Below are 18,242 nucleotides of genomic sequence, written 5' to 3'. Positions count from 1 at the left end.
ATCCACGCCCGTGAAATCCTCGACTCCCGCGGCAACCCCACGCTCGAAGCAGAAGTCACGCTGGCCGGCGGGGCCTTTGGCCGCGCTGCCGTGCCGAGCGGCGCATCGACCGGTACGCGCGAAGCGGTGGAGCTGCGCGATGGTGACAAGTCGCGTTATCTCGGCAAGGGCGTGAAAAAAGCGGTCGGCAACGTCAATGGCGAAATTGCCAGCACGCTGAAAAGTTTCGATGCTGCCGACCAGAAAGGCCTGGACAAGAAGCTGATCGACCTCGACGGCACGCCGAACAAGGGCCGTCTCGGTGCCAATGCATTGCTGGGCGTTTCCATGGCTGCTGCGCACGCGGTGGCAGCGTCGCGTCACGAACCGCTGTGGAAGTACCTCTCCCACGGCAAGCCGGGTGCGCTGCCGGTACCGATGATGAACATCATCAACGGCGGTGCCCACGCCGACAACAACGTCGACGTACAGGAGTTCATGGTGCTGCCGGTGGGCCTGCCGAGCTTTTCCGAAGCGCTGCGCGCCGGCACGGAAATCTTCCACGCGTTGAAGAGCGTGCTGAAGGGCAAGGGTCTCAACACGGCTGTGGGTGACGAAGGCGGTTTTGCACCGAACCTGCGCTCCAACATCGAGGCGCTGGACACCATTCTCGAAGCCGTGAACAAGAGCGGCTACAAGATCGGCAGCGACATTCTGCTAGGCCTTGACGTCGCCAGCTCCGAATTCTTCAAGGACGGCAAGTACGATCTGGAAGGCGAGGGCAAGGTCTACACGCCGGCACAGTTCGTCGACCTGCTGGCAAGCTGGGCGCAGCAATACCCGATCGTCACCATCGAAGACGGCATGGCCGAAGGCGACTGGGACGGCTGGAAGCTGCTCACCGACAAGATCGGCAACAAGGTGCAGTTGGTGGGTGATGACTTGTTCGTGACCAATCCTTCGATCTTCCGCGAAGGCATCGACAAGAAGATTGCCAACGCCATTCTGATCAAGGTCAACCAGATCGGTACGCTGTCGGAAACGCTGGAAGCCATCGCCATGGCTGATGCTGCCAAGTACGCGGCGATCGTGTCGCATCGTTCCGGCGAAACCGAAGACACCACCATCTCCGATATCGCCGTCGCCACCACGGCCACGCAAATCAAGACCGGTTCGCTGTGCCGTACCGATCGCGTGGCCAAGTACAACCAGCTGCTGCGCATCGAAGAAGCACTCGGCGCCGACGCTCGCTACGCGGGCCGCAACGCGTTCACCAGTCTTTCCCATTTGCCTGGCTGAGCGAGGTTATCGCCTGAATCATGTTGCGTTGGGTCGCCTTGATCCTGCTGCTGATATTGCTTGGACTGCAGTTTGAACTGTGGTCCAACCATGGCGGCATGGCTGAGGTAACGAGCTTGCGTGCTGCCGTTAAAAAGCAGCAGGACGAAAACGACAAGCTCACCCAGCGCAACCAGGCGCTTGCCGCGGATGTGACGGACCTCAAGCACGGCGAGCAGGCGGTGGAAGCGCGCGCGCGCGGTGAACTGGGTTTGATCAAGCCGGGCGAGACGTTTTATCAAGTGGTGCCAAAACCGGCGGCGAGTACGGCGGCGCCGGCCGCCTCGAGTGACAGCAGTCATTGACGATGTTATTCACGTTACAGCGAACCGCTCCCTCCCCTACGTGCAGGAGGGGAGGGCTGGGGTGGGGTGAGGTCCGCCAACTCGCGGTTGGTTCACGTTATTCCGCAAGCCCAAGCAACCCCACCCCAACCCTCCCCTGCGCGCAGGGGAGGGAGCTACATGTGGTTTCGCATGACTTCTACTGAATCCGAATTGCCTCGCGCCTACGGCACGCCGCCTTTGACGGGCACACTGCGCAGCATTCCCGAAGATTTCCGTGTCGAGGAAATCCTCGGCTACGAACCCGATGGCGAAGGCGAACATGCCTTCCTATGGGTTGAAAAGCGCGAGGCCAACACGGATTGGGTAGCGCGTGAACTGGCACGTTTCGCAGGCGTGTCGCCGATGCATGTCGGCTACGCCGGGCTGAAAGATCGTCACGCTGTTACGCGCCAGGCTTTCACCGTGCAACTACCCGGCAAGGCCGATCCAGACTGGAACGCCTTTCCGCATGCCGAAGTAAAAGTGCTTTCGAGCACGCGCCACAAACGCAAGCTCAAGCGCGGCGCCTTGCGCGGCAATCGTTTTGTGCTGGTGCTGCGCGATGTGCAGGGCGATTGCTCACGCGCCGAAGAAGTGCTGCAGGCCATTGCCTCGCGTGGCGTACCGAATTATTTCGGCGAACAACGTTTCGGCCGCGAAGGCGGCAACGTGGCACAGGCGCGTGCGATGTTCGGCGGTCGCCGCGTGGATCGCGACAAGCGTTCCATCCTGCTCTCCGCCGCACGCTCGCATATCTTCAACAGCGTGCTGGCGGCGCGCGTTGAACGCGATGCCTGGGATAAACCGTTGGAGGGCGACATCTGGTCGCTGGCCGGTTCGCGCTCGTGGTTTGGTCCTGAACCTTTCGATGATGTGCTTGCAGCGCGTTTGGCGCAGGGCGATATCCATCCATCCGGCCCGTTATGGGGGCAGGGCGATCCGCCCGCCGTTGACGCAGCGGGTGCATTGGAGCGCGAGGTTGCCGCCGCGTTCGGCGATCTGGCCGAAGGCCTTGACGCGGCGCGCATGGATCAGGAGCGGCGCCCGTTGCGTCTGCTCACCAAGGAATTTCGCTGGCACTGGCTCGACGATGAAACGCTCGAGCTGAGTTTCGAGTTGCCTGCGGGCGCGTATGCCACGGTCGTGGTGCGTGAATTGATCGCCTAGGCTTGATTGTCAACGTCACTAGGTCCCGGCCTGCGCCGGAGCGACGGTGCGCAAGGTTACGCCACGCGACTTAATTTGACGATGCCGAACGTATCAGCGCCGCTACGTCGTTGATCAGCGCACCATGCGTAGCGGGCTGCACGGTATACGCAGCATGGTTGGTTTTGAATGGTCGACTGCGAGGCAACCAATAAGGCGCCATCGCATAAAACGGCATGCGCTGGAATGCCTGCGTGGATACCGGTGTCAGCGAAAGATGCAGGTTGGAACGCCCGGCGATCGGAGCAGACGAACCGGGCATCGCGGGGCTGCTCTTCCAATCGTTGATCGGAGCCTTATCGATGGCGGAGGAATGATCGACGTTCTGCGCGACAGCGTGCGAAGACAACACGAGACCGAAAACAAACCACGTCGCGCCGATGATCTTGCTTCCCATGAACACCTTCCTTGTGATGGCTGTAGGTTGGGGTGCGAACCCCAGCATTTGAATCCATACGTGCATGGCGATGTTGGGGTTCGCACCCCAACCTACACGTGCGCGGTGTCGGGGGGCAAGTTCTGACGCGCGTCCACGTAGACCCAGGCTTGTATGCCGGACACCATGGTCACCGCAATGCGCTTGTAATCGTCGACTTCGTAGTCGTCGGCTTGCGCGAGTTCCGTGTCGGTGATGTGGAAGACCGTGCCGTCGACACGATCGGTGGATAAACCCGTAAACAAGAGGATTGGATGATGCGTCTTGCCGCTGGCCGCCACCACGTCCGGATCGCTTATTTCAACCTCGGTCTGCACGAAGCCGGCCAGTTGATCCCGACGCCCGGCGAGCATGCGGCCAAATGTCCGGCGTTGTACGTCTTCCTGCTGCAGCGTGCCGTACGAGAAGAGCTTGGGCATTGAGTCATTCATCCTTTCAGCAATACCACCACGGCCCCCGTTCCACCCTGCATCGGGCGCGCGGAAGCAAAGGCAATCACGTCATTACGACGACGCAGCAAACGATCGGTCAAGATTTTCAGCACCGGTCCGGCGGCTTTCGAACGCAACCCCTTGCCGTGCACGATGCGTACGCAGCGCAGTCCGCGATCGTTGGCGTGGGCAAGAAATTCGGCGATCGTGGCTTGCGCCGCCGCGGCATTCATCTGATGCAGATCGATATCGTCCTGCACGCTGAATTGACCGCGCTTGAGCTGGCGCAGCAGCTTGGGCGGATAGCCGTCGCGCAGGTAGCTCAGTTCCTCACCTACTTCCATCAGGCCGGGGTCGAAGGCCATGTCCAGCAGTTCGCCGGGTACGGCGGCTTCGTCGGCTTCCAGCATGTAGGGATGCGGTTCCGGCTTGGGAAGTTCGGGCGGCGCGGCGACGGGTTCGAACTGGCGGACCTCGCCGATGGCCTCGCGGAACAGGCGGCTGTCCTCGTCGCTCACGATGGCAGGGGTACGGCGTTTCATGCGCGTCATCGTAGCGAAAGGAACGCGTGGATGGTGAAGAGAAGGTTGCGAAAATCGCCGGTGAAACGAATGGTCGGCTCGGTTAGACTCCAGGGTCCAGAATGCGTGCGACCGCCTGCAGGCCGCCCGCCAGTTATTAGCCTTTGAACGGATCATGATGCGAGTACTGGTAAGCAACGACGATGGCGTGGACGCGCCGGGTATCCGCGTACTCGCCGAGCGCCTCGGTGCGGTCGGCCAAGTGACGGTGGTGGCGCCGGATCGGGATCGCTCCGGCGCCAGCAATTCCCTTACCCTCGATGCGCCGATTCGCGTCCTGCGCATGGACAACGGCTATTACCGCGTGGCAGGCACGCCGACTGATTGCGTGCATCTTGCGCTAGCGGGCATGCTCGATGACGAGCCCGACATCGTCGTTTCCGGCATCAACAATTCGGCCAATCTCGGCGATGACGTGATCTATTCCGGCACCGTGTCGGCAGCGATGGAAGGGCGCTTCCTCGGCTTGCCGGCGATTGCGGTGTCGTTGGTCAGCAAGGACCACCAGGGCGAGCATTACGAATCAGCCGCCAAGGCCGTGCTGCGGTTGATGGAGCGCCTGCTGGTGGATCCGCTGCCGGCCGACACCATTCTCAACGTCAATGTGCCGGATCGTCCGTGGGAAGAGATACTCGGTTTTGAAACCACGCGCTTGGGCAAGCGCCATCGTTCCGCGCCATGCATCAAACAGAACGACCCGCGCGGCCGGCCGATCTGGTGGATCGGTCCGGCAGGCGATGTCGAAGATGCAGGTCCCGGCACTGACTTTGACGCTGTGCGGCGCGGCTACATTTCCGTGACGCCCATCCATGTCGACCTCACGCGTTTCCAGGCCCTGGAGAAAGTGGGCCATTGGGTAAGCGCGTTGAGCGAAGACATGAGCGATCACGCCAACGGTAAGGCCGCATGATTCATCCGTTGCCGCCATCCGCATTGAAAGGCGAGGGCATGACCTCGCAACGCGCGCGCGACCGGCTCATTGCCAAGTTGAAGGAAGAAGGCATTCGCGACCAACGTGTGCTGGACGTGATGCGCAATTTGCCGCGCCATCACTTCATCGACCAGGCGCTGCACTCGCGCGCCTACGAAAACACGGCGCTGCCGATCGGCCACGGTCAGACCATTTCGCAGCCGTGGGTCGTGGCGCGCATGACCGAGGCGTTGCTGGAACTGTTCGAACCAAAATCGGGCCGGCCGCAGAAGGTGCTGGAGGTCGGCACCGGTTCCGGCTACCAGGCCGTGGTGTTGGCGCAGCTGGTGCCGCAGCTTTATACCGTGGAACGCATCGAGGAATTGCTGCGCCAGGCACGTCGGCGCTTTCGCCAGCTGGGACTGGAAAATATCCGCTCGCGTCACGACGACGGCAAGCTGGGTTGGGCGGCGGAAGCGCCGTTCGATGCCATCATTCTTACGGCGGCGGGTGATGCCATTCCTTCGCAAATTCTCGATCAGTTGGCGCCGGATGGCGTGCTGGTCGCACCGGTCGGTTCTCCCAGCAGTCAAACCTTGATCCGCATGCGCGGCGATGGAAAGGGCGATTTCATGCAAGAAGAACTAGGCGCGGTCAGTTTCGTCCCTTTGCTGGGCGGTATCGGCTGATGCAGCTCTTTGGAAAGCTTTATGCGCGCGTACTGGTGTGGGCGCGTGACCGCCGAGCGGTCTATTACTTGTGTGGTTTGAGTTTTATCGAAGCCTTCATCTTCCCGGTCATGCCGGAAGTGATGCTGGCGCCGATGATGCTGGGCAAGCGCCATCGCGCTTTTTTCTATGCGAACTTGAGCCTGGTGTTTTCGCTGCTGGGTTCGCTGGTGGGGTATGCGCTCGGCCACTGGGCTTTTCATGCACTGACGCCGCTGCTGCAGTCGCTGCATTTGTACGATTCGATCGAACGCGGCGTGGAAAGCCTGCGTGCGCAAATGAATCAGCATTGGCTGGAATTGCTGCTGGTGCTGATGCTGGCGGCGATCCAGCCGGTGGTGCCGATGAAGTTCGTCACCTGGGCATCAGGCATTGTCGGCGTCCCGGTGATTCCGTTTCTGGTGTGCATCCTGCTTGGGCGTGGCAAGCGCGTGTGGTTGCTGGCCCTATTGATCCGCCTGTTTGGCGAGCGCGCCGAGCAAATCCTGCACAAGAACATCGAGTGGATAGGTTGGGCGGCGTTGGCCGCGTTGGCTGTTCTTGGCGGCTGGTGGGCGCTCAAGCATTAACAATGGGCGATCGTTCCGTGTCGATCGCATGAAAACTGCTCGCGACCTCGCTATGCTGACGCGCATGAATGGATTGACGCGATGGTTCTCGCTTGCCGCTATAGCCCTATTGATGACCGGTTGCAGCACGGTGGTGGTGCAGCCGCCGCCTGGCGCGTCGAGCAATGTGCGGACTGCGCCAGCGCAACATGAGGCCGGTACATACACCGTCGTAAAGGGCGATACGCTTTACTCCATCGCGTTCCGCAACGGCACGGATTTTCGCGAAGTCGCCAGGTTGAACAACATCGCGCCGCCGTACACGATCTGGCCGGGGCAAGTGCTGAAGTTATCGGGACATGGTCCGGCGCCGGCGACCGAGCACGCGCCGCCGCCGGTTGTCGCCAAGGTACCGCTGCCGCCCGCAGCGTCGACCCCCGTGTTCGAGACGGTGGAAACCAAGCCGGCCGCGGCCACATCATTGCCCGCGCATGCAAGCTCGGTTGCCGCGGCGCCCGTCGCCGTGACGCATCCTGCTGCGCCGGTAAACGCACCACCTGCACCGCCCACCAATCCGGCGCCGGTCGTTGCCGCGGCGGCACCCGTAGTGGCCGCCAGCGGCGGTACACGTACCGCAGGCGGCGTGAAGTGGCGTTGGCCGGCATCGGGCCAAGTGATCAGCCGTTTTCAATCCAGCGCGGCGATTCCCGGCATCGATATCGCCGGCAAGATGGGCGATCCGATCGTCGCTGCTGCGGATGGCACCGTGGTGTACAGCGGCAATGGCCTGGTGGGCTATGGCGAGCTGATCATCATCAAGCACAACGACAGCTTCCTTTCCGCCTATGGCCATAACCGCAAGCGGCTGGTGACGGAAGGGCAGCAGGTTAAAGCCGGGCAGCAGATTGCCGAAATGGGCTCAAGCGGCAGTTCGCGCGACGAGTTGCAGTTCCAGATCCGCAAGGATGGCAATCCGGTCGATCCGCTGGACTATCTGCCGTCGCGTTAGGTAGGCCATTCCCTTGCGGGAGTGGGTTAGGGTGAGGGGGCAATCTGGTTATGAAGCTGCTTTCGGCGCGTCTAGGCTAGATAGAGCTTTCGCCAAGATTGGCCCCTCACCCAAACCCTCTCCCTGTATAGCGGAGCGAATGTTCACGCCGCGGGAAGAATGAAAGCCGCCACCACGCGCCGCCCTTCGCTGGCGAGCAGATCGTAGGTACGCGCCGCCGCCGCGTTGTCCATCACTTCGATGCCGATACCTTTGCGCAAAAAACCGGCCATGAAAGCGGCTGGTGGAAATTGCTGGCGGGTGCCGGTACCGAGCAGCACCACTTCGGGTTTTAGCTCTAGCACGGCCTCGACGTGATCAACGGTCAGCGCCTGGGCCTGGGTGACCGGCCATTGCTCCACCGCGCGCTGGGGTGAGAGCAGGAAACTGGCGGTCAATTCGCGATCGACCACCGTGATGCTGCGCTCGGCGACCCGGCGGACGAACAGGTAATCGCCATGGTGGTCCAGCGAGAGATCCATGACAGCCTCCTCAGCGTGGCAGGGCCAGCCGCGGATCGTCCTCGTTGCGCCGGAACAGCACCACGACGTGGCCGATCTGTTGCACGCTTTCCGCGCCGGTGCCGTCGAGGAGGACCTGGATCTGCCCCTCGCGTTCTTCCTTGTCGCCGCCGGAGAGTTTCACTTTCACCAGCTCATGGTGCGACAGCGCGAGATCCAACTCCTTCACCACCGCCTCGGTAGCGCCCTTGGCGCCCAGCAGAATCACCGGATGGAGGTCGTGGGCGAGGCTGCGCAGATAGCGCTTCTGTGAAGGAGATAGGGACATGCGTTCAGTCTCGATGCACTGCAAGGTAGCCGCAAAGGGTATCATGTCCGTCCTCTGTTCCTGGTCCATTCTGCCGACCCATGCCTCGCAGCAAGAGCAGTTCCCGCTGGCTGCGGGAGCACTTCGACGATGTCTACGTAAAGAAAGCCCAGGCCGAAGGCCTGCGTTCGCGCGCCGTATTCAAACTGGAAGAACTGGTCGAGCGCGATCAACTGCTCAAACCCGGCATGCGCGTGGTTGACCTGGGTGCCGCCCCCGGTGGGTGGTCGCAGTTCGTCCGGCAGCGCCTGGGTGATAGTGGTACTGTGGTGGCGCTGGATATCCTGCCGATGCAGGGTATTGCCGGTGTGGATTTCCTGCAGGGCGACTTCCGTGAAGAAAGCGTTTTGAGAGCATTGGAACAGCGCCTGGATGGCCAGAAGCTCGATCTTGTGCTGTCGGACATGGCCCCCAATATGAGTGGCGTGGCACTGGCCGATCAGATCCGGGCGATGGATCTGGCGGAACTGGCGCTTGATTTCTCCAGACACTGGCTGAAACCAGGCGGAGCGTTTCTAATCAAGTTGTTCCAGGGAACAGGCTTCGATGATTACTTGCGTACCTTGCGCGCCGAGTTCTCGCGCGTAAGTATGCGTAAACCCAAGGCCTCACGCGCGCGTTCGCGTGAGGTGTACGCGCTGGCCACCGGATTTAAGTCCGGCGGCCGGCAAACTGGCGAGAACCGCGCATGAATGAGACATGGAAAACTTTGTTGCTCTGGCTGGTGATCGCGGTGGTATTGATCACCGTGTTCCAGAGCTTCAACCCGCACGGTGGCGCCTCTTCGGACCTGCCATACAGCAGCTTCGTGCAGAGTGTGGATAGCGGCAACGTCGCCACTGCCAATATCAGTGCCGAAAACCCGGCCACCATCAACGGCAAGTTGAAAGACGGCAGCAACTACCGCACGGTTGCGCCGGTGCTCGGCTTCTCCACCAACTCGGTGGTGAAGCAGATGCAGGACAAGAACGTCACCGTCACCCAGGATTCCGGCACCGGCTTTTCGCTGATTGGCCTCCTGGTGAACTGGCTACCGGTCATCCTGATCGTCGGCGTGTTCATCTGGTTCATGCGCCAGATGCAGCAGGGCGGCGGTGGCCGCGGGGCGATGAGCTTTGGCCGTTCGCGCGCCAAGCTGCAGGGTGAGGACCAGGTCAAGGTCAATTTCAGCGACGTCGCCGGCTGCGACGAAGCCAAAGAAGAAGTGGGCGAGCTGGTCGAATTCCTGCGCGATCCGGGCAAGTTCCAGCGTCTCGGCGGCAAGATTCCGCGTGGCGTGCTGATGGTGGGCCCGCCCGGCACCGGTAAGACGCTGCTCGCCAAGGCGATCGCTGGCGAGGCCAAGGTGCCGTTCTTCTCGATCTCCGGTTCCGATTTCGTCGAAATGTTCGTCGGCGTGGGCGCGTCGCGCGTACGCGACATGTTCGACCAAGCCAAGAAGCATGCGCCGTGCATCATCTTCATCGACGAAATCGATGCCGTGGGCCGTCATCGCGGTGCCGGCCTCGGTGGTGGCCATGATGAGCGCGAGCAGACGCTCAACCAGTTGCTGGTGGAAATGGACGGTTTCGAAGGCACCGAGGGCATCATCGTCATCGCCGCCACCAACCGTCCGGATGTGCTCGATCCGGCACTGCTGCGCCCGGGCCGCTTCGACCGCCAGGTGGTGGTTGGTCTGCCGGACGTGAAGGGCCGCGAGCAGATCCTCAAAGTGCATATGCGCAAAGTGCCGGTCGCGTCTGACGTGGATGCGATGGTGATCGCGCGCGGCACGCCGGGCTTTTCCGGTGCGGACCTCGCCAATCTCGTCAACGAGGCCGCGTTGTTTGCCGCCCGCGAGAATGCCCGCGAAGTGCGCATGACCCATCTGGACAAGGCGCGCGACAAGATTCTGATGGGCACCGAGCGCCGCTCGATGGCGATGAGCGAGGACGAAAAGAAGCTCACCGCCTATCACGAAGCCGGCCACGCCATTGTTGGTCGCCTGGTTCCCGAGCACGACCCGGTCTACAAGGTGACGATCATTCCGCGCGGCCGCGCGCTCGGCGTCACGATGTACCTGCCGGAAGGCGACAAGTACAGCATGAACAAGACGGCTATCGAGTCGCAGTTGTGCTCGCTGTACGGTGGCCGCGTTGCCGAAGAGCTGATCTTTGGCACCGACAAGGTCACCACCGGCGCGTCGAACGACATCGAACGCGCGACCAAGATGGCGCGCAACATGGTCACCAAATGGGGCCTGTCGAACGAGCTTGGCCCAGTGACGTACGGCGAGGAAGAAGATGAAGTGTTCCTCGGCCGCTCGGTGACGCAGCACAAGAACGTCTCCAACGAGACCGCGCGCAAGATCGATGAAGTGGTGCGCGAAATCCTCGATCGTGCCTATGGCCGCAGCAAGCAGTTGCTGACCGAGAACATCGAGAAGCTGCACATGATGGCCGATGCGCTGCTGCAGTACGAAACGATCGACGCGCGCCAGATCGACGACATCATGGCTGGCCGCATCCCAGGTCCGCCGGCGGATTGGTCCAAGACCACGCCATCGAGTTCGGTGCCGCCCCCGCCGCCGCGCAGCGATGCCGGGGCCAAGGTGGGTGATCCGGCCACGCAAAGCCGGATCTAAGCAGGACGAATGGAAACGAGAAAGCCGCCCCCATGGGCGGTTTTTTTGTGGGGCAAATAAATTTTACCCGGGTAATATTGCATGAATTATTTTTATCCGGGTATTATTGGCGCCTCCACAGGAGCCGCCATGACTCACTTAACGCCATCCATTTCCTGTACCAGCTTCCAGGGCCATCGCCGCATCGCCTCCGGGCCGCTTCATGTCGTTGCGCTGGCAGTCAAACTGGCTACCGAGCGCGACGGCGCCAAGCCGATATGGATCTTTGACGACAGCACCGGGCGTTCCATCGACATCGATACCCGCGGCAGCGACGACGACGTGTTTGCTCGTTATGCACTGGAAAAAACCGTCGCTGAGGAAAGCGAAGCCGAAGCAGCTCCCGAAGTTCCTCGGGGCAGGGGGCGCCCCAAGCTGGGCGTGGTGGCACGCGAGGTCACTCTGTTGCCGAGGCATTGGGAATGGCTGGCCGGTCAGCCGGGTGGCCCCTCGGTGGTACTGCGCAAGTTGGTAGAGGAAGCGCGCCGTACCCACGCCGAACGCGACAAGGTGCGCGCCAATCAAGAGCGCGCCTATCACTTCATGTCCGCGATGGCTGGTGATATGCCTGGTTTTGAAGAAGCTACGCGCGCTTTGTTTGCGAACGACGCAGCAAAGTTTGCTGAATTGATCGCTGCATGGCCTGCCGATGTACGCGATCACGCTATGCGGCTGGCCTTCTCGCCATGACGCGACGAGAAGGTGCTGGTATGAGGTGCTATCTGGAACCGACATGGGAAGCCGGCCACGCGTTTGCGGCGCGGCAGATCGATGGCTGCATCGTGATGCTCAACCTGCTGCGCTTTCGCGATGTGGCCGATTATTCCGCCACGCCTGCACTCGCTCCGCCCAAACCCATTAGCGGCGCCGAAGCGTTTCATCGCTACGTTGAGCACACGCTGCCGTATTTGCGTAAGAGTGGCGGTGATTTGCTGTTCCTTGGCAGCGGCGGCGCTTTCCTGATCGGGCCATCAGAAGAACGCTGGGATATGGCCATGCTGGTACGGCAGCAAAGTGTCGAATCGTTCTTTGCTTTTGCTTCGCACCAAGCGTATTTGGCCGGCATCGTGCACCGCACGGCAGCACTCGAAGATTCGCGTCTGCTGCCTTTGTCGGAAGTCATGCCGTCGACCGTCGTGTCGTAGCCGCGCAGGTTGGGTTAGCGCAGCGTAACCCAACGAGAACAACGTTGTACGATCAGCACATTTAGATCGGCTTGATAGCTTTGCATGCGGAATTCTGCACAATATCTTGGTTACGCTACAGCACGATCCTGGAAGGGCACTTGCATCTATATACAAGATAACCCTTAAGATGCAGTATCGAACTGCATGATCGTGCAATTGAACGTTCTTATCCTTGGCCAGCCGGCATCTTGTCGCCATGAAGATTTCCGCCGATGAGTTGGAGCCCTTGTTCGATGTCCTGCCGGACGTCGTCTTCTTCGTGAAAGACACGGAGGGACGTTACACGCATGCCAATCTCACATTGGTGCGCCGCCTTGGCCTCAAGCAACGGGGTGACGTGATCGGCAAAGACGTCACCGAATTGTTTCCGAGTGCGATGGGCGGCTCGTATGCCGTGCAGGATCGGCGCGTATTGAGTGGCGAGATCATCGAGAACCAGCTGGAAGTGCACATCTTTGCCAACCGCGCGCCAGGATGGTGTCTGACCTGCAAGCGCCCGCTGCGCGTGCGCGGCAGGATATGCGGTGTGGTCGGGATTTCGCGCGATCTTGGCCTGCCGGATGGTCGCCATCCTATCTACGATCGTTTGAAGCGCGTGCTGGCTTACATGCAGGAACATTATGGCGATGGTGTCCGCATTCAGTCGCTGGCCGAGCAGGCCGAACTTTCGATCGCGCAATTCGAGCGGCATTTTCGCCGCGTGTTTCAGCTTACGCCGCAGCAGGTGCTGACCAAGCTGCGCATCGAAGCGGCGATGCGGATGCTGCACACCGACGATAGTGTCGCTTCCATCGGCGTGGCATGTGGTTTCGTCGACCAGAGCGCCTTTGCCCGGCAGTTCAAGGCGACGGTGGGGATGACGCCGCGGGCGTACCGCGCGCTGACGCAGGAGCAACAAGGCGTGATGCCCGCGTAGGTTGGAGTGCGAACTCCAACATTCCCATCCCTATGCATCGCGATGTTGGGGTTTGCACCCCAACCTACGGGAGGATGTCCAGCAGCTTTTCCGGTGGGCGAGCGATCACCGCCTTGCCGTTGGCAACCACGATGGGCCGCTCGATCAGGCGCGGATGTTTCACCATCGCGGCAATAAGTGTTTGCTCATCAAGCGACGGATCGTCGAGCTTCAGCTCGCGATATTCGTCCTCGCCCGTACGCAGCATCTGTCGCGCCGTGATGCCGAGTTGCGATAGCAACGCTTTCAACTCGGCAGCGGTAGGTGGCGTTTCAAGATAGTGGATGACTTCGAACGGCTTGCCCTGCTCCTCGAGCAAGGCAAGCGCACTGCGCGATTTCGAGCAGCGGTTGTTGTGGTAGATGCGGATCACAGCGGCTTAGCGATTGCCGGAACGATTGCCGCCACCATGGCCTTGCGGGCGATTGCCTCGCTGCGGGCGGCCACCCGGACCGCCAGGACGATTACCGCCGCCGGGACGCCCGCCGCGATTGTTGCGACTGGCGTTGCCACCGGCGTTGAAGCCGCCGTAGGGGTTTGAACCACCACCAGCGCCAGCGCCACCACCACCGCCGCGGCGATTGCCATGCGCCTGACCACCGCCACCACCATGGCTGCGTCCGCCTTCGCGGTTTTCGCCGGCAAACCAGGTACGTGCGGGCGGCAATTCCTGGCCGGGCCCGATGCCGCGCTTTTTCTTGCGCACCTTGTTCTGGCGTTCCGGGGCGGCCACGTTGCCGTTCACTTCGCGGTTCGGATTGCGGCGTTTCTGTTGCTTGCCGCGTACGGGTTCTTCGCGGATGCGGTCGAAGGCGCGCAGTTCGCGTGCTTCGTCGTGATAGCCGCCGCTCCATGCGGCGGTACCGCTCTTTTCAGGACGGTATTCGACCACGTTGCGCGGTGCGCGACGTTGATGCAGCACGGGGCTCAGCGTCAGCACCGGTTGCGGTGCGCCGAGACCGGCCGTCTTGCGCAAGTCCTTTACCGAATCTTCGCCCAGCGCTTCGCAATCACCACGACGCAGCATGCGCGGCAGTTCGATACTGCCGTAGCGGATGCGCTTGAGTCGGCTGACCAGGAAGCCTTGCGAATCCCACAAGCGACGCACTTCGCGGTTGCGGCCCTCGCGGATCACCACGCGGAACCAGCTATGGCTGCCGCCGCGGCTGATGACAGCGATTTCGTCGAAGCGAGCAGGGCCGTCTTCCAGTTCGACGCCGGCCTTCAGCTTTTCGATGATTTCGTCCGGAACTTCACCGTGTACGCGGCACAGGTATTCGCGTTCCATGCCGCTGCGCGGATGCATCAGCGCGTTGGCGAGTTCGCCGTCGGTGGTGAGCAGCAGCAGGCCGGTGGTGTTGATGTCCAGGCGGCCCACAGCGACCCAGCGCGCGCCTTTCAGTCGCGGCAGCTGTTCGAATACGGTGGGCCGGCCCTCAGGATCTTCGCGCGTGGTCACCACGCCTTCGGGCTTGTGATAGACCAGCACTTCGGCATCGTCGCGGCTGTCGGTGGCAACGACGAACTGCTTGCCGTCGATCACCACACGATCGCCCGCGCGTACGCTGGCGCCGATGTTGGCAGGGCTGCCGTTGACGTCGACCTCGCCGGCCTGGATGCGTTGCTCCAGCATGCGGCGCGAACCGAGGCCGGCATTGGCGAGCACCTTGTGCAGGCGCTCTTCGATCTGGGGGGCGTTTTCAGGCGGCGTGGCGCGCTTGAGGCTCAATACGGATTTTTGCGGCGCATTCATGCGCGGTACTCCTCGGTGTCTTGCTCGGCGGTGCCTTCGGGGGCATCCGCGGGATTCGCTGCCTCATCGGCAGTGGAAGGATGGGTTTCGTTTTCGTCGACGGCGTTCGCTTCGTCAGCGGGTTCGTCGATAGAGGATGGAGCGTGTGCGGTTGCTTCTTGGTGGAGCGAAGGTTCGGGATGCTCCGGCGCTTCGTCCAAAGGTGCTTCGTCGGTTGGCGTGTGGTTAGTTTCTTCCGCTTCGACGTGTTCTGCGTGTGATGGCGTTTCTTCGGCGTGCGCTTCGTCTGCGTGAGCTGCTTCGACGTGTTCTTCGCCGAGGTGTTCTGCTTCGGTATGCGCTTCGTCGTCGGGCGTTTCGCCTTCGGCTTCTTCCGCATCCGGATCGATCGGCAGATGCACCACTCTGGGCGCGGGCAGTGCTGATTCATTGTCCAGCCGCATCTGCGGGTCTTCCATATCGCGGATTTCGGACAGTGGCGGCAATTCGTCCAGCGATTTGAGATTGAAGTAGTCGAGGAAGGCGCGAGTGGTACCGAAGAGGGCGGGTTTGCCGGGTACGTCGCGGTGACCGACGACGCGGACCCATTCGCGTTCTTCCAGCGTCTTGATGATGTTGGAGGAAACCACTACGCCGCGGATCTGTTCGATTTCCGGTCGCGTAATCGGCTGCCGGTACGCAATCAATGCCAACGTTTCCAGCAGCGCGCGCGAGTAGCGGCTGGGCTTTTCCGTCCACATGCGTGACACCCACGGGTGCACGTCCTGCCGTATCTGATAGCGGAAGCCGGAGGCGACTTCCTTCAGTTCCACGCCACGGCCTTGGCAATCTTCGGCCAGTTGCTCCAGCGCCATGGCGATCTGCGCACGGTCGACGTCGTCTTCCTCGACGAACAGCTCGCCCAGCTGCGCGACGGTCAGCGGTTGGCTGGCCGCCAGCAGGGCGGCTTCGATAATCGGTTTGAGTTGCTCGATCTGCATAGCCTTAGGATCAGGTATCCATAGCAGTTGCGATATGGGTGTGGATGCCGTTACTCACCGCCCGAGGCGGCATCCGGTTGCTCGAAGACATCGTCGCCGCCGACGTCTTCCTCCTCCACGACGGCTGCTTCGCCACCCGCAGAAGTGTTGGCCTTGACGTAGATCGGCGCCAACGGTTCTTCCTGCACGATGCTGACCAGGAACTCCTTGGCCAGCTCCAGCATGGCCAGGAAGGTCACCACCACGCCAAGCCGTCCTTCGCTCACGTCGAACAGCGTTTCGAAGCGGTGAAACTGTTCGCCCTCCAGGCGGCTGAGCAACTCGCCCATGCGCTGGCGCACACTCAGCGCCTCGCGCTTGATCGCGTGATGCCCGAACAGCTCGGCCCGACGCAGCACGTCCTTGAGCGCCAGCAGCATCTCCTTCAGATCCAGCGGCGGTGGCAGCTTGATCACGTTTCGCTCGCCCGTATCGGCCTGCGCCAGTACCGTATCGCGCTCCAGGCGGGGCAGGGCGTCGATATCTTCCGCGGCCTTCTTGAAGCGCTCGTATTCCTGCAGACGGCGGATCAGCTCGGCGCGCGGGTCTTCCTCCAGCCCCTCTTCCGCGGGCGGGCGCGGCAGCAGCAAACGCGACTTGATCTCGGCCAGGATCGCTGCCATCAGCAGGTATTCCGCAGCCAGTTCCAAGCGCATCACATCGCGCATCATCTCGATGTATTCCATGTATTGCCGGGTGATCTCGGCGATCGGAATATCGAGAATGTCCAGGTTCTGCCTGCGGATCAGATACAGCAGCAGATCCAGCGGCCCTTCGAACGCCTCCAGGATGACTTCCAGCGCATCCGGAGGAATGTACAGATCCTGCGGCATTTGCAGGATGGGTTCGCCGCGCACGATGGCCAGCGGCATTTCCTGCTGCTGCGGAACCCCTGCAAACGCATCTTGCGTTGCTTGTATAGGCTGAGACTCGGTTGGCTCAGTGCTCATCAATGCATGTCATCGGCCCGCCCGATAGGGCCGGCATTCGTTCTGTGGACGACTCAGAACTCTCTTCCCACGCGGAAACCAAAGAGTTCATGCCTGGAATGCCCGTCGCTGCTTGAGGCCATTCCGATAAAGCCAATCTGCGCGATGCCCAGCCGAGCGTGCGGTTTCCCGCGGTTGCTGGCCCTGATGAACCCCACAGTCGTGGTTCGTGTCAGGCTGGCGGTCTCCGGATGCCGGGTCGGTAACGGATTGCTTGCGTTACTGATACGACCGAGCAGGAACCGGTGTGACGCCGCTGGCGTCGCCCGCGATTCGTAAAAGGTCGGCTGAGTACATCAGGTGGAGGTCATTTCAGCCGGGGCTCCCGGCGATCGTCCCTGCATGGCTCCACGCGCGGGTTACAGATTAACGGCACGGGTGCAGCATGTCCAGCGAGGGTTTTCAGCTGCGGTAGCGGCTTGTCAAAGCGTGCTTGACGGATGCCGCTGTATAAACAGGCCCTGCGGAAGAGACTGCACAGCTGCGGCAGCATGTGACCTTGAGTGTCGGCGCCAGGTCACTGGCGTAACCTGTCACAGCTTTGTTCAGTGGTGAAATGCAGTTGTAGCAGTGGCATGTAGCTTGCTTCATCATACGCGCACATCCGGGGGACATCAGCGGGATGACGCTGATGCCGACGAGCCGTGAGCGCTGCCTGGAGGCGGTTTGCGGTGGCGAAGGTCGGGTCAGGACGCCGCGTCGGCGGCGTAAGCTGTAGGGAGATGAAAAAGATGACGACAAAAGATGGGCACGCCATGGACGGTTCCGACCGGGAGCATTTGCGCCCGGCGCGCATGCGCATCAAAACCACGGTGTTGTTGAGCCATGGCGATGAGTCCCATCCGACCGACCTGATCGATATTTCGGCAACGGGCGCCTTGCTGCGCCGTCCGCCGGAATGGAGCGGCCAGCCCGGCGAGAGCTGGGTGCTCGACATGATCTTCGGCGGCGACCTGCACATTCATCTGGAAGCGAAGGTGGCCCGCGTCTCGGAGCGCCACATCGGTTTCGCGTATACGCGCATCCCCGAGGACAAGCAGGTGCCGCTGTGGAATCTGCTCGGTGGCTATGCCGACATTCTCGAGATGTGGCACGACGAATAAGAACGCGTAGGCTGGGAGGAAATCCCAGCTTTATCGGTATGGTGATGCTGGGATGTCATCCCAGCCTACGGTTATCAACCGGCAACGGCTGGTTGCTTCTTCTCATCCCTGAGCTCGCGCCGAAGAATCTTGCCCACGTTGCTCTTAGGTAGCGCATCGCGGAATTCGATGGTCTTCGGACGCTTGTAGCCGGTGAAGTTCTCGCGGCAGAACTG

22 protein-coding genes are annotated in these 18,242 nt (G+C 61.5%); 13 read left to right on the top strand and 9 right to left on the bottom strand.

Annotated elements, in window-relative coordinates; all coding sequences use genetic code 11:
* The 3 genes from eno to truD all read left to right on the top strand — a co-directional run.
* Nucleotides 1-1,278, top strand: a 1,278-nt coding sequence (eno, locus tag VJR68_RS01030; protein ID WP_324145688.1) for a phosphopyruvate hydratase, incomplete at its 5' end; no start/stop codon positions are given.
* 20 nt (nt 1,279-1,298) lie between these two features.
* Nucleotides 1,299-1,622 (top strand): cell division protein FtsB, encoded by a 324-nt coding sequence (gene ftsB, locus VJR68_RS01025; RefSeq protein ID WP_324145687.1) that lies wholly within the window; start codon nt 1,299-1,301, stop codon nt 1,620-1,622.
* A gap of 171 nt (nt 1,623-1,793) precedes the next feature.
* Complete coding sequence (truD, locus tag VJR68_RS01020) at nt 1,794-2,810, top strand: tRNA pseudouridine(13) synthase TruD (protein WP_324145686.1); 1,017 nt, start codon at nt 1,794-1,796, stop codon at nt 2,808-2,810.
* 70 nt (nt 2,811-2,880) lie between these two features.
* Here the strand turns inward: truD and VJR68_RS01015 are convergent, their stop codons facing one another.
* The 3 genes from VJR68_RS01015 to VJR68_RS01005 form a co-directional block, all read right to left on the bottom strand.
* Nucleotides 2,881-3,246, bottom strand: a complete 366-nt coding sequence (locus tag VJR68_RS01015; RefSeq protein ID WP_324145685.1) for a hypothetical protein — start codon at nt 3,244-3,246, stop codon at nt 2,881-2,883.
* A 92-nt stretch (nt 3,247-3,338) separates the two neighbouring features.
* The gene (locus VJR68_RS01010) at nt 3,339-3,704 is read right to left on the bottom strand and encodes a gamma-glutamylcyclotransferase family protein (RefSeq protein ID WP_324145684.1); all 366 of its coding nucleotides are present in this window, start codon (nt 3,702-3,704) and stop codon (nt 3,339-3,341) included.
* Nucleotides 3,705-3,712: 8 nt separating this feature from the next.
* A complete protein-coding gene (locus VJR68_RS01005; RefSeq protein WP_324145683.1) occupies nt 3,713-4,258 on the bottom strand; it encodes a Smr/MutS family protein in 546 nt (181 codons plus the stop codon).
* 157 nt (nt 4,259-4,415) lie between these two features.
* Between VJR68_RS01005 and surE the strand changes: the two genes are divergently transcribed.
* Genes surE through VJR68_RS00985 form a run of 4 tightly spaced genes read left to right on the top strand, consistent with a single transcriptional unit; the run spans nt 4,416 to nt 7,492 of the window.
* Complete coding sequence (gene surE, locus VJR68_RS01000; RefSeq protein ID WP_324145689.1) at nt 4,416-5,207, top strand: 5'/3'-nucleotidase SurE; 792 nt, start codon at nt 4,416-4,418, stop codon at nt 5,205-5,207.
* Complete coding sequence (locus VJR68_RS00995; RefSeq protein ID WP_324145682.1) at nt 5,204-5,896, top strand: protein-L-isoaspartate(D-aspartate) O-methyltransferase; 693 nt, start codon at nt 5,204-5,206, stop codon at nt 5,894-5,896. Before surE ends, VJR68_RS00995 begins: the two co-directional genes overlap by 4 nt.
* Nucleotides 5,896-6,504 carry a YqaA family protein gene (locus VJR68_RS00990; RefSeq protein WP_324145681.1) on the top strand — a complete coding sequence of 203 codons (609 nt, stop codon included), beginning with the start codon at nt 5,896-5,898 and terminating at the stop codon, nt 6,502-6,504. Before VJR68_RS00995 ends, VJR68_RS00990 begins: the two co-directional genes overlap by 1 nt.
* A gap of 28 nt (nt 6,505-6,532) precedes the next feature.
* Nucleotides 6,533-7,492, top strand: coding sequence for a peptidoglycan DD-metalloendopeptidase family protein (locus VJR68_RS00985; RefSeq protein ID WP_324145680.1), 960 nt, complete (start codon nt 6,533-6,535; stop codon nt 7,490-7,492).
* 143 nt (nt 7,493-7,635) lie between these two features.
* On the opposite strand, the gene VJR68_RS00980 is transcribed toward VJR68_RS00985, so the two are convergent.
* Both VJR68_RS00980 and yhbY read right to left on the bottom strand, forming a co-directional pair.
* The gene (locus VJR68_RS00980) at nt 7,636-8,013 is read right to left on the bottom strand and encodes an Mth938-like domain-containing protein (protein WP_324145679.1); all 378 of its coding nucleotides are present in this window, start codon (nt 8,011-8,013) and stop codon (nt 7,636-7,638) included.
* Nucleotides 8,014-8,023: 10 nt separating this feature from the next.
* Nucleotides 8,024-8,320: a ribosome assembly RNA-binding protein YhbY gene (yhbY, locus tag VJR68_RS00975; protein ID WP_324145678.1), complete on the bottom strand. Its 297-nt coding sequence runs from the start codon at nt 8,318-8,320 to the stop codon at nt 8,024-8,026.
* Nucleotides 8,321-8,400: 80 nt separating this feature from the next.
* Between yhbY and rlmE the strand changes: the two genes are divergently transcribed.
* The 5 genes from rlmE to VJR68_RS00950 all read left to right on the top strand — a co-directional run bounded on the left by rlmE (nt 8,401) and on the right by VJR68_RS00950 (nt 13,124).
* Nucleotides 8,401-9,051, top strand: a complete 651-nt coding sequence (gene rlmE, locus VJR68_RS00970; RefSeq protein WP_324145677.1) for a 23S rRNA (uridine(2552)-2'-O)-methyltransferase RlmE — start codon at nt 8,401-8,403, stop codon at nt 9,049-9,051.
* Nucleotides 9,048-10,982, top strand: a complete 1,935-nt coding sequence (gene ftsH / locus VJR68_RS00965; RefSeq protein ID WP_324145676.1) for an ATP-dependent zinc metalloprotease FtsH — start codon at nt 9,048-9,050, stop codon at nt 10,980-10,982. The genes rlmE and ftsH overlap by 4 nt, the downstream gene beginning before the upstream one ends.
* A gap of 129 nt (nt 10,983-11,111) precedes the next feature.
* The gene (locus VJR68_RS00960; RefSeq protein ID WP_324145675.1) at nt 11,112-11,711 is read left to right on the top strand and encodes a DUF2239 family protein; all 600 of its coding nucleotides are present in this window, start codon (nt 11,112-11,114) and stop codon (nt 11,709-11,711) included.
* A 20-nt stretch (nt 11,712-11,731) separates the two neighbouring features.
* The gene (locus tag VJR68_RS00955; RefSeq protein WP_324145674.1) at nt 11,732-12,166 is read left to right on the top strand and encodes a DUF1330 domain-containing protein; all 435 of its coding nucleotides are present in this window, start codon (nt 11,732-11,734) and stop codon (nt 12,164-12,166) included.
* A 238-nt stretch (nt 12,167-12,404) separates the two neighbouring features.
* Nucleotides 12,405-13,124 carry an AraC family transcriptional regulator gene (locus VJR68_RS00950; RefSeq protein WP_324145673.1) on the top strand — a complete coding sequence of 240 codons (720 nt, stop codon included), beginning with the start codon at nt 12,405-12,407 and terminating at the stop codon, nt 13,122-13,124.
* Between the two features lie 64 nt (nt 13,125-13,188).
* Here the strand turns inward: VJR68_RS00950 and arsC are convergent, their stop codons facing one another.
* The 4 genes from arsC to VJR68_RS00930 are packed head-to-tail and all read right to left on the bottom strand — an operon-like array spanning nt 13,189 to nt 16,885.
* A complete protein-coding gene (gene arsC / locus VJR68_RS00945) occupies nt 13,189-13,536 on the bottom strand; it encodes an arsenate reductase (glutaredoxin) (protein ID WP_324145672.1) in 348 nt (115 codons plus the stop codon).
* 6 nt (nt 13,537-13,542) lie between these two features.
* A complete protein-coding gene (locus VJR68_RS00940; protein WP_324145671.1) occupies nt 13,543-14,916 on the bottom strand; it encodes a pseudouridine synthase in 1,374 nt (457 codons plus the stop codon).
* On the bottom strand, nt 14,913-15,896 hold the full coding sequence (gene scpB, locus VJR68_RS00935; RefSeq protein WP_324145670.1) for an SMC-Scp complex subunit ScpB: 984 nt from the start codon (nt 15,894-15,896) through the stop codon (nt 14,913-14,915). Before scpB ends, VJR68_RS00940 begins: the two co-directional genes overlap by 4 nt.
* A 50-nt stretch (nt 15,897-15,946) precedes the next feature.
* Nucleotides 15,947-16,885, bottom strand: a complete 939-nt coding sequence (locus VJR68_RS00930; RefSeq protein WP_414647715.1) for a segregation and condensation protein A — start codon at nt 16,883-16,885, stop codon at nt 15,947-15,949.
* Nucleotides 16,886-17,655: 770 nt separating this feature from the next.
* Between VJR68_RS00930 and VJR68_RS00925 the strand changes: the two genes are divergently transcribed.
* A complete protein-coding gene (locus tag VJR68_RS00925; RefSeq protein WP_324145668.1) occupies nt 17,656-18,027 on the top strand; it encodes a PilZ domain-containing protein in 372 nt (123 codons plus the stop codon).
* Nucleotides 18,028-18,242: the final 215 nt, after the last annotated feature.

The organism is Dyella sp. (genome assembly GCF_035277725.1).
In the GTDB taxonomy this organism is placed as follows: Bacteria; Pseudomonadota; Gammaproteobacteria; order Xanthomonadales; family Rhodanobacteraceae; genus Dyella_B.
The sequence above is the reverse complement of the archived record's forward strand: the minus strand, read 5'-3'. Positions and strand labels throughout refer to the sequence as shown.

Bases quoted from the DNA above. Each gene is read 5' to 3' on its own strand.
- truD (WP_324145686.1), top strand. From the start codon at position 1,794: ATGACTTCTACTGAATCCGAATTGCCTCGCGCCTACGGCACGCCGCCT.
- VJR68_RS00985 (WP_324145680.1), top strand. From the start codon at position 6,533: ATGAAAACTGCTCGCGACCTCGCTATGCTGACGCGCATGAATGGATTG.
- VJR68_RS00930 (WP_414647715.1), bottom strand. From the start codon at position 16,885: ATGAGCACTGAGCCAACCGAGTCTCAGCCTATACAAGCAACGCAAGAT.
- VJR68_RS00960 (WP_324145675.1), top strand. From the start codon at position 11,112: ATGACTCACTTAACGCCATCCATTTCCTGTACCAGCTTCCAGGGCCAT.
- surE (WP_324145689.1), top strand. From the start codon at position 4,416: ATGCGAGTACTGGTAAGCAACGACGATGGCGTGGACGCGCCGGGTATC.
- ftsB (WP_324145687.1), top strand. From the start codon at position 1,299: ATGTTGCGTTGGGTCGCCTTGATCCTGCTGCTGATATTGCTTGGACTG.
- VJR68_RS00940 (WP_324145671.1), bottom strand. From the start codon at position 14,916: ATGAATGCGCCGCAAAAATCCGTATTGAGCCTCAAGCGCGCCACGCCG.
- yhbY (WP_324145678.1), bottom strand. From the start codon at position 8,320: ATGTCCCTATCTCCTTCACAGAAGCGCTATCTGCGCAGCCTCGCCCAC.
- VJR68_RS00925 (WP_324145668.1), top strand. From the start codon at position 17,656: ATGACGACAAAAGATGGGCACGCCATGGACGGTTCCGACCGGGAGCAT.
- scpB (WP_324145670.1), bottom strand. From the start codon at position 15,896: ATGCAGATCGAGCAACTCAAACCGATTATCGAAGCCGCCCTGCTGGCG.
- ftsH (WP_324145676.1), top strand. From the start codon at position 9,048: ATGAATGAGACATGGAAAACTTTGTTGCTCTGGCTGGTGATCGCGGTG.
- VJR68_RS01005 (WP_324145683.1), bottom strand. From the start codon at position 4,258: ATGAAACGCCGTACCCCTGCCATCGTGAGCGACGAGGACAGCCGCCTG.
- VJR68_RS00980 (WP_324145679.1), bottom strand. From the start codon at position 8,013: ATGGATCTCTCGCTGGACCACCATGGCGATTACCTGTTCGTCCGCCGG.
- rlmE (WP_324145677.1), top strand. From the start codon at position 8,401: ATGCCTCGCAGCAAGAGCAGTTCCCGCTGGCTGCGGGAGCACTTCGAC.
- VJR68_RS00950 (WP_324145673.1), top strand. From the start codon at position 12,405: ATGAAGATTTCCGCCGATGAGTTGGAGCCCTTGTTCGATGTCCTGCCG.
- VJR68_RS00990 (WP_324145681.1), top strand. From the start codon at position 5,896: ATGCAGCTCTTTGGAAAGCTTTATGCGCGCGTACTGGTGTGGGCGCGT.
- VJR68_RS01015 (WP_324145685.1), bottom strand. From the start codon at position 3,246: ATGGGAAGCAAGATCATCGGCGCGACGTGGTTTGTTTTCGGTCTCGTG.
- VJR68_RS01010 (WP_324145684.1), bottom strand. From the start codon at position 3,704: ATGCCCAAGCTCTTCTCGTACGGCACGCTGCAGCAGGAAGACGTACAA.
- VJR68_RS00995 (WP_324145682.1), top strand. From the start codon at position 5,204: ATGATTCATCCGTTGCCGCCATCCGCATTGAAAGGCGAGGGCATGACC.
- VJR68_RS00955 (WP_324145674.1), top strand. From the start codon at position 11,732: ATGAGGTGCTATCTGGAACCGACATGGGAAGCCGGCCACGCGTTTGCG.